General features: G+C 66.2%; 11 protein-coding genes. 10 read left to right on the forward strand and 1 reads right to left on the reverse strand.

Annotated features, from left to right (window positions below; all coding sequences use genetic code 11):
- Window positions 1-88: 88 nt before the first annotated feature.
- A complete protein-coding gene (locus ABGA94_RS09690; protein WP_375367144.1) occupies window positions 89-964 on the reverse strand; it encodes a YgfZ/GcvT domain-containing protein in 876 nt (291 codons plus the stop codon).
- 39 nt (window positions 965-1,003) lie between these two features.
- Here ABGA94_RS09690 and ABGA94_RS09695 point away from each other — a divergent pair, with 39 nt between their 5' ends.
- From ABGA94_RS09695 to ABGA94_RS09740, 10 genes are all read left to right on the forward strand, one after another.
- The gene (locus ABGA94_RS09695) at window positions 1,004-1,174 is read left to right on the forward strand and encodes a DUF1674 domain-containing protein (protein WP_005409075.1); all 171 of its coding nucleotides are present in this window, start codon (window positions 1,004-1,006) and stop codon (window positions 1,172-1,174) included.
- Between the two features lie 56 nt (window positions 1,175-1,230).
- Window positions 1,231-1,623, forward strand: coding sequence for a succinate dehydrogenase, cytochrome b556 subunit (gene sdhC, locus ABGA94_RS09700; RefSeq protein WP_005416132.1), 393 nt, complete (start codon window positions 1,231-1,233; stop codon window positions 1,621-1,623).
- A complete protein-coding gene (gene sdhD / locus ABGA94_RS09705; RefSeq protein WP_005409077.1) occupies window positions 1,620-2,006 on the forward strand; it encodes a succinate dehydrogenase, hydrophobic membrane anchor protein in 387 nt (128 codons plus the stop codon). The genes sdhC and sdhD overlap by 4 nt, the downstream gene beginning before the upstream one ends.
- Window positions 2,007-2,037: 31 nt before the next feature.
- Window positions 2,038-3,828 carry a succinate dehydrogenase flavoprotein subunit gene (gene sdhA, locus ABGA94_RS09710; RefSeq protein WP_014036803.1) on the forward strand — a complete coding sequence of 597 codons (1,791 nt, stop codon included), beginning with the start codon at window positions 2,038-2,040 and terminating at the stop codon, window positions 3,826-3,828.
- Between the two features lie 66 nt (window positions 3,829-3,894).
- The gene (locus tag ABGA94_RS09715) at window positions 3,895-4,680 is read left to right on the forward strand and encodes a succinate dehydrogenase iron-sulfur subunit (RefSeq protein WP_005409079.1); all 786 of its coding nucleotides are present in this window, start codon (window positions 3,895-3,897) and stop codon (window positions 4,678-4,680) included.
- 75 nt (window positions 4,681-4,755) lie between these two features.
- Complete coding sequence (locus tag ABGA94_RS09720; RefSeq protein WP_005416134.1) at window positions 4,756-5,004, forward strand: succinate dehydrogenase assembly factor 2; 249 nt, start codon at window positions 4,756-4,758, stop codon at window positions 5,002-5,004.
- Complete coding sequence (locus ABGA94_RS09725; RefSeq protein WP_095377449.1) at window positions 4,955-5,404, forward strand: hypothetical protein; 450 nt, start codon at window positions 4,955-4,957, stop codon at window positions 5,402-5,404. Before ABGA94_RS09720 ends, ABGA94_RS09725 begins: the two co-directional genes overlap by 50 nt.
- Window positions 5,405-5,427: 23 nt before the next feature.
- Window positions 5,428-6,669 (forward strand): lipoprotein-releasing ABC transporter permease subunit, encoded by a 1,242-nt coding sequence (locus ABGA94_RS09730; protein ID WP_053500548.1) that lies wholly within the window; start codon window positions 5,428-5,430, stop codon window positions 6,667-6,669.
- Window positions 6,662-7,375, forward strand: a complete 714-nt coding sequence (lolD, locus tag ABGA94_RS09735) for a lipoprotein-releasing ABC transporter ATP-binding protein LolD (protein ID WP_032954095.1) — start codon at window positions 6,662-6,664, stop codon at window positions 7,373-7,375. The genes ABGA94_RS09730 and lolD overlap by 8 nt, the downstream gene beginning before the upstream one ends.
- A gap of 187 nt (window positions 7,376-7,562) precedes the next feature.
- Entirely contained in the window at window positions 7,563-8,021 is a 459-nt protein-coding gene (locus ABGA94_RS09740) for a DUF6491 family protein (RefSeq protein WP_375367148.1), read from the forward strand.
- Window positions 8,022-8,040: the final 19 nt, after the last annotated feature.

Below are 8,040 nucleotides of genomic sequence, written 5' to 3' on the forward strand. Positions count from 1 at the left end.
GCTACTTCGTTGCAGTGCGGACCAACGGTCCGCACCCACCGGGTCGGTCAGTAGATCCACGCCATGCGTGGATGAGGGCGCGTCAGATTCAGCGGGCCAGGCCATCCAGCAGCGGCACGCGCTGCGCAATGGCATCACCCACCTGCAGCTCGGCGTCGCCAGCCTCCAGCGGCAGCACCGCCAGCGCCAGGTCACCGGCTACGCTGGCGATCGTGCCCAGCGTCGCGCCGTCCTGCAGCACCCCATCGCCGGCCTGTGCCGGTGCCGCAGTATGCAGCAGCTGCACCGCGCGCTTAGCCTTGCCGAGGAAGTGGGTGCGGGCGACGATTTCCTGGCCCGGGTAGCAGCCTTTCTTCACGCTGTAGCCATTCAGGCGGTCCAGGCCCAGCTGCTGCGGGGTCCACACTTCGCGCTGGCTTTCGTCCAAGCGCGGCAATCCGTAGCGCAGGTCGGCCTGGCGCCAGGCGAGGGCGAAGGCGGCCTCATCGGTTTCGCTGCCGGATGCAACGGCAGCCGCCGCCCCGATGCGCAGGGTGCGCGGCAGGGCGTCGCTGCCCAGGTCCAGCTCCCAGCCGTCACCTGCAGCGAGCGCGATCGCGGCGCCGCTGGCAGCCTCGGGCGCAGTGAACGCACCGGCCACGGCCAGATCGCTGCGCACCTGTACCTGCACCTTGCGACGGAACACGAAGCGCTGCAGTTGCGACGCAATCTCATCGGTATCGCCGTCGGCCAGCACCAGCATCACGTGATCGTCGGCCAGCCGGAGCAGCTGGAACACTGCCAGGGTGCGGCCCTTGGCAGTCAGCCAGGCGCTCCACTGCCAGTGCAGCAGGGGCAGGGCGGTGACATCGCTGCTGAATTGGGCGTGGGCGAAGGCGGCCGCATCCGGGCCCTGCAGGCTCAGCAGCTGGTGGCCGGGCAGGCGCGGATATCCGACGAAAGCAGGGGGCAGGTTGTCAGGCACGTGAACGAGGTCTAAAATTTGTGCGTTGCGAGACCGAACATGATAGGCCAAACAACCCCCACTCCCGACGACGAATCTGAAGCCCCGCTGGTCCCCGCGGCACCCGTGCCCGTGGAACAGGAAAAAGCAGAGGAATTCGGCGGCCGCGGCGGACTTGATCCGGTGCGGTATGGCGATTGGGAGAAAAACGGACGCTGCATCGATTTCTGATCAGCATTGAGCCAACGCGGCCGCGTGCCGCCCAGCCGAGACAACGAGCCCAGCGAATGGCGACCAGACAACGCCCACTTTCCCCGCACCTTCAGGTGTATCGCTGGCAGATTCAGATGGCCACCTCGATCCTGCATCGAGCCACTGGCATCTTTCTGTCTGTTGGTGCCCTCATCATCGCTGCCGGCCTGCTGGCCCTGATGATGGGTCCCGAGTCCTGGAACTGCTTCACCGGCCATGCCGGGGCCTGGTATGGCCGCGTGTTCCTGTTCGCGTGGACATGGTCGTTCGCCTATCACCTGTGCAATGGCATCCGCCATGTAGTGCAGGACTTCGCCATCGGCTTCAGCATCCCTGCCTTCATCCGCAGCAGCTGGCTGTCGGTCATCGGCAGCCTGGTGATCACCCTGCTGGTGTGGGCCTATGTGATGTTCGGAGGTGCCGCGTGAGCAAGTTCCGTACCCCGCTGAAGAACGTGCGCGGCCTGGGCTCGGCCAAGACCGGCACCGAGCATTTCGTGCACCAGCGCCTGACCGCCGCCGCGCTGGTGGTGCTGGGCATCTGGTTCCTGGTCTTCGTACTGGGCCTGCTGGGCTCGGATTACGCGACCGCCGCCGCCGCCGTGGCCAAGCCGTGGAATGCAGTGCCGCTGATCGGCCTGCTGATCGCCATGTTCTGGCACGCGCAGCTCGGCATGCAGGTCGTGCTGGAAGACTACATCCACGAATCGCTGCTGGCCCTGGTGCTGCAGACCGCGGTGAAGTTCGTCGCCGTGCTCGGCATGATCGTCAGTGTGTTTGCGGTGGGCCGCATCGCCCTCGGCGTTGCCTGAGCCCAGGCACCTACACAGGAATCCAGATTAGATGTCCGCTTACAAGATCACCGAACACAAGTACGACATGGTCGTGGTCGGCGCCGGCGGTGCCGGCCTGCGCGCCACGTTCGGCCTGGCCGCCAAGGGCCTGCAGACCGTGTGCCTGACCAAGGTCTTCCCGACCCGTTCGCACACCGTCGCCGCCCAGGGCGGTATTTCGGCCGCACTCGGCAACATGGGCGAGGACGACTGGCGCTACCACTTCTTCGACACCATCAAGGGTTCGGACTGGCTGGGTGACCAGGACGCCATCGAGTACATGTGCCGTGAGGCCATCCCGGCCATCATCGAACTCGAACACTACGGCGTGCCGTTCTCGCGCACCGCCGAAGGCAAGATCTACCAGCGTCCGTTCGGTGGCATGACCACCAAGTACGGCGAAGGCCCGGCGGCGCAGCGTACCTGCGCGGCGGCCGACCGTACCGGCCACGCGATGCTGCACACCCTGTACCAGCAGTCGCTGAAGCACGATGCGCGCTTCATGATCGAGTACTTCGCGCTCGACCTGATCTTCGACGACGAAGGCGCCTGCCGCGGCGTGCTGGCCCTGGACATGTCCGATGGCACGCTGCACCTGTTCCGCGCCCAGGGCGTGGTGCTGGCCACCGGCGGCTACGGCCGTGCCTACTTCAGCGCTACCTCGGCGCACACCTGCACCGGCGACGGTGGCGGCCTGGCCATGCGTGCCGGCATCGCCATGCAGGACATGGAGTTCGTGCAGTTCCACCCGACCGGCATCTACGGCGCCGGCTGCCTGATCACCGAGGGTGTCCGCGGTGAAGGCGGCATCCTGCGCAACAGCAGCGGCGAGCGCTTCATGGAGCGCTATGCACCGCACTACAAGGACCTGGCCTCGCGCGACGTGGTCAGCCGTTCGATGACCATCGAGATCCGCGAAGGCCGCGGCGTCGGCGAGCACAAGGATCACATCCTGCTCGACCTGACCCACCTCGGCCCGGGCGTGATCGACGAGAAGCTGCCGGGCATCGCCGAGAGCGCCCGCATCTTCGCCGGCGTCGACGTGCACAAGCAGCCGATCCCGGTCATTCCGACCGTGCACTACAACATGGGCGGCATCCCGACCAACTACCACGGTGAAGTGGTGCAGAAGGTCGGCGACAACGACAACGCCGTGGTGCCGGGGCTGTACGCCATCGGCGAAGCGGCCTGCGTGTCCGTGCACGGCGCCAACCGCCTGGGCTCGAACTCGCTGCTCGACCTGGTGGTGTTCGGCCGTGCGGTGGCCAACCGCTGCGCCGAGACCATCAAGCCGGGCGCCGCGCACAAGCCGCTGCCGGCCGATGCCTGCGACAAGGCGCTGGGCCTGCTGGACAAGCTGCGCCACGCCAACGGCGATACCCCGACCTCGGTCATCCGCGACCGCATGCAGCGCACCATGCAGGCCGACGCGGCCGTCTTCCGCACCAGCCAGACGCTGAAGGAAGGCTGCGAGAAGATGGACAAGATCTTCGACTCGTTCCAGGACGTGAAGGTCTCCGACCGTTCGCTGGTCTGGAACTCGGACCTGATCGAGACCTACGAGCTGAACAACCTGCTGCTCAACGCGGTGGCGACGATCAACTCGGCTGAACAGCGCAAGGAAAGCCGTGGTGCGCATGCGCACGAGGACTATCCGGACCGCGACGACGTCAACTGGCAGAAGCACACCCTGGTCAGCGTCGACGAGAAGGGCAAGTGCAGCTTCGACTACCGTCCGGTGCACATGTACACGTTGACCGACGACGTGTCCGTGGTGCCGCCGAAGCCGCGCGTGTACTGATCCGACCCCGCCTACCATGCAATCCGCGCCCACGGGCGCGGGCCGCCTGAGCCAACGAGAGCAGCCATGGCCGAGTTTTCACTCCCCAAGAATTCCAAGATCACGAAGGGCAAGCACTTCCCCGTCAAGAACGGCGGCAAGAATGTGCGCACCTTCAAGATCTACCGCTGGAGTCCGGACGACGACAGCAACCCGCGCACCGATACCTATGAAGTCGATCTGGACGCCTGTGGCCCGATGGTCCTGGACGCCCTGATCAAGATCAAGAACGAGATCGACCCGACCCTGACCTTCCGCCGCTCCTGCCGCGAAGGCATCTGTGGTTCGTGCGCGATGAACATCGACGGCACCAACACCCTGGCCTGCACCCGAGCCATCTCGGACTGCGGCAAGAAGGAAGTGCCGATCTACCCGTTGCCGCACATGAACGTGGTCAAGGATCTGGTTCCGGACCTGACCCACTTCTACGCGCAGTACGCCTCGATCAAGCCGTGGATCCGCACCCAGACCCCGGCACCGCCGGACCGTGAGCGCCTGCAGTCGCCGGAAGACCGCAAGAAGCTCGACGGCCTGTATGAGTGCATCCTGTGCGCCTGCTGCTCGACCAGCTGCCCGAGCTACTGGTGGAACGGCGAGCGTTACCTGGGCCCGGCGATCCTGCTGCAGGCCTATCGCTGGATCATCGACTCGCGCGATGAGGACACCGGCGCGCGCCTGGACGATCTGGAAGATCCGTTCAAGCTGTACCGCTGCCACACCATCATGAACTGTGCCCGGACCTGCCCGAAGGGCCTGAACCCGGCGCTGGCGATCGCCGAGATCAAGAAGCTGATGATGGAGCGCCGCGCCTGATACACGGCGCAGGGTAGATGCATGACCCCAGTAGAGCCACGCCATGCGTGGCTTTGCTGTATCTGGAGAAGCACGATGGAAGACGATGTCCTGCTGAAGAAGCTGCGCTGGCGCTGCCGCCGCGGCATGCGAGAACTGGACCAGCTGTTTGGCCGCTACCTGGACCACGAATGGCGCACTGCGCCGACCGAAGAGCGCGAGGTTTTCCTGTTCCTGCTCGACTGCGAGGACGATAAGTTGTGGCGCTGGTTCATGGGCTATGAGGCCTGCCCGCATGCGCACGCGATCCCCCTCATGCAGAAGATCCTCGCCCTCAAGCCTTGAGTGGCGCCCCTCGCGGCTGCAGGCCGCCGCCCAGGTCGTGGTGCTGCTGGCCGCCCCCTGGTTGCTGCGTGCCTCCGATCTGCCTGCGCGGCTGCTGATGCCCGCGCTGCTGCTGGCCTGGGGCGTCGGGTTGGCCGAACTGGCCTGGCGCCAGCGCCGGCCGCGCGTGCAGGTGCTTCTGCCTCCGCTTCCCGGGCCACTGCAGGTGGCCGGGCGGGACGTCGATACGCCAAGGCTGGTGGTGCGTGGCCCATGGCTGTTGTTGCTGTGGCGTGAGGATCGGCGCCGCCGGCGCCTGCTGTTCTGGCCGGATGTGCTCGATTCCGGGCAGCGACGTGAACTGCGACTGGCCGTGGCCGCACGCAGCGTTTCCCGTCAGCCCCGGTCGATGGCACCATAAGCTGAATTGACCGGCGTGCCTGCATGTTCAAACCCATTCCCGTGGCCATTGGCCTGCGCTACCTGCGCGCCAAGCGCCGCAACGGCTTCATCTCCTTCATCTCGATGGCATCGATCCTGGGCATCGCGCTCGGCGTTACGGTGCTGATCACCACTCTGGCGGTGATGAGCGGTTTCCAGAAGGAAATCCGCAGTCGCCTGCTGCAGATGACCGCACACACCACCATCAGCCGCGACGGTGAACCGATGCCGGACTGGATGCGCGTGGTCGATGTCGCCCGCAAGGATCCGCGCGTGGCGGGTGCCGCGCCGTACATCGAGATCCAGTCGATGATCAGCGGCCCGCGCGTGCAGGGTGCGATCATCCAGGGCATCGATCCGGCCCTGGAGCCGAAAGTCTCGGTGATCGACAGGAAGGTCACCAAGGGCAGCTATGACAGCCTCAAGCCGGGCAGCTTCAACCTGCTGCTGGGCAAGGAGCTGGCGATCTGGCTGGGCGTGGACGTTGGCGACCAGGTGCTGGTGACTTTTGCCGAAGTGCAGGGTACGCCTGCCGGTGCAGTGCCACGGATGAAGCGCTTCACCGTCAGCGGCATCTTCGAGGCCGGGTACAACGAGGTCGATCGCGGCGTCGGCTTCGCCAACATGCAGGACCTTGAGCGCGTGCTGCGTAGCGACGGCGCCACCGGCGTGCGGCTGAAGCTGCACGACATGGACCGTTCGCTGGAAGTGGGCGTGGACCTGGCGCAGAGCCTCGGTGGCGCCTATCGCGTGAGTGACTGGACGCAGCAGAACGCCAATCTCTACCACTCGCTGCGCATGGAGAAGGTGGTGATGGGCATCCTGCTGTCGCTGATCATCGCCATGGGGGCCTTCAACCTGGTGTCCTCGCAGGTGATGCTGGTGACCGACAAGCAGGCCGACATTGCCATCCTGCGCACCCTGGGCCTGACCCCGGGCGGGGTGATGCAGGTGTTCATGGTGCAGGGCTCGTTGATCGGCATCTTCGGCACGCTGGCCGGCCTGATCGGTGGCATCACCCTGACCCTCAACCTGGAACGCATCCTCGGCGCCATCGAGAGCGTGTTCAACGTCAAGCTGCTGCCGGAGGATGTGTACTACATCACCGGCCTGCCGACCGACATGCAGACCGGCGACGTGGTGGCGATCACAGTGGTCGCGCTGCTGATGAGCTTCCTGGCCACCCTGTATCCTGCCTGGCGGGCAGCGCGCACCCAGCCGGCGGAGGCCCTGCGTTATGAATAAGGTCGTCAACCGCGGCGATGAAGTGATCCGCGCCGAAGCGCTGGGCAAGACCTATGCCGAAGGGCGCATGCAGACGCCGGTGTTCGATGGGCTGGACCTGACCGTGACTGCTGGCGAGACGGTGGCGATCATCGGTGCCTCCGGTGCCGGCAAGAGCACGCTGCTGCACCTGCTGGGCGGCCTGGACATTCCGACTGCCGGCGAAGTGTATGTGACCGGTCAGCGCATGTCGGCGCTGTCGGATACCGCGCGCGGTCTGCTGCGCAACCAGGCGCTGGGCTTCGTCTACCAGTTTCATCACCTGCTGCCGGAATTCACCGCGCTGGAAAACGTGATGATGCCGGTGCTGCTGGCCGGCACCGCCGTGGCCGAGGCGAGCAGCCGGGCGACCACGCTGCTGGAAGCGGTCGGCCTCGGCCATCGCCTGGACCACAAGCCGGGCGAGCTGTCCGGCGGCGAACGCCAACGTGCCGCAGTGGCGCGTGCGCTGGTCAACCATCCGGCCTGCGTGCTCGGCGACGAGCCGACCGGCAACCTGGATGACCGCACCGCCGGCACCGTGTTCGAGCTGATGCTGGAACTCAACCGCGCGCGCCATACCAGCCTGGTGCTGGTGACCCACGACCGCAGCCTGGCGCGGCGCCTGGACCGGGTGCTGGAGCTGCGCGAAGGGCGCCTGCACGCGCTGGCCCACGCCGACGTCTGAGCGCTGGGACCGCTTTGGTAGAGGCCGGCCTTGGTCGGCTGCTCCTGCAGGGCAAGCGCCAACCAAGGTTGGCGTCTACCGTGGTCCGGCCAGTAGCCGCCGACCGGCGGCTGAATGGGGCGCGAGCCGTCGCGCCGGCGTTGCCAGCCCAGGCGCATGATGGCGACAGTTCCCCGAGGAGATCGCCATGAAGACCCCGATCCTGATGGCCGGACTCTGCCTGGCACTGGCCGCCTGTGCGACGACCGGCCGGCTCAGCAGCACCGAAAAACTGGATCTGTACCGTGCCCACGCCGGCGCGCCGCAGAACGACATGCAGTTCTTTGGCAGCCTCAATGGCTGGACCGAGCTGGGCGACAGTGCGCTGGCGGTGTGGACCCGTCCCAGCGAAGCCTATCTGCTGGAGTTGAATGGTCCCTGCCAGGACCTGCCGTATGCGACCGCCATCGGTCTGACCAGCAGCATGGGCCGTGTGTCGTCGCGCTTTGACAAAGTGCTGGTGCGCGACCCCACCGGCGGCCCGCGCCTGCCGTGCTTCATCAACAGCATCCGCAAGCTGGATGTGAAGGCGCTGCCCATACTGCGCTTCAGTCTCGTAGCTGTGCGTGGCCGGGCTGTAGATGCGGGTGACCACGGCGGGCGTTGAATTGCCCTGTGGATTGGCG

This window comes from Stenotrophomonas sp. 3diitr2024, assembly GCF_042136455.1.
GTDB lineage: Bacteria > Pseudomonadota > Gammaproteobacteria > Xanthomonadales > Xanthomonadaceae > Stenotrophomonas > Stenotrophomonas sepilia.

What these genes read in the sequence shown, in the direction of transcription:
- sdhC (WP_005416132.1), top strand. Translation starts at nt 1,231, where the DNA reads ATGGCGACCAGACAACGCCCACTTTCCCCGCACCTTCAGGTGTATCGC.
- ABGA94_RS09720 (WP_005416134.1), top strand. Translation starts at nt 4,756, where the DNA reads ATGGAAGACGATGTCCTGCTGAAGAAGCTGCGCTGGCGCTGCCGCCGC.
- ABGA94_RS09695 (WP_005409075.1), top strand. Translation starts at nt 1,004, where the DNA reads ATGATAGGCCAAACAACCCCCACTCCCGACGACGAATCTGAAGCCCCG.
- ABGA94_RS09730 (WP_053500548.1), top strand. Translation starts at nt 5,428, where the DNA reads ATGTTCAAACCCATTCCCGTGGCCATTGGCCTGCGCTACCTGCGCGCC.
- lolD (WP_032954095.1), top strand. Translation starts at nt 6,662, where the DNA reads ATGAATAAGGTCGTCAACCGCGGCGATGAAGTGATCCGCGCCGAAGCG.
- ABGA94_RS09725 (WP_095377449.1), top strand. Translation starts at nt 4,955, where the DNA reads ATGCGCACGCGATCCCCCTCATGCAGAAGATCCTCGCCCTCAAGCCTT.
- ABGA94_RS09740 (WP_375367148.1), top strand. Translation starts at nt 7,563, where the DNA reads ATGAAGACCCCGATCCTGATGGCCGGACTCTGCCTGGCACTGGCCGCC.
- ABGA94_RS09715 (WP_005409079.1), top strand. Translation starts at nt 3,895, where the DNA reads ATGGCCGAGTTTTCACTCCCCAAGAATTCCAAGATCACGAAGGGCAAG.
- sdhA (WP_014036803.1), top strand. Translation starts at nt 2,038, where the DNA reads ATGTCCGCTTACAAGATCACCGAACACAAGTACGACATGGTCGTGGTC.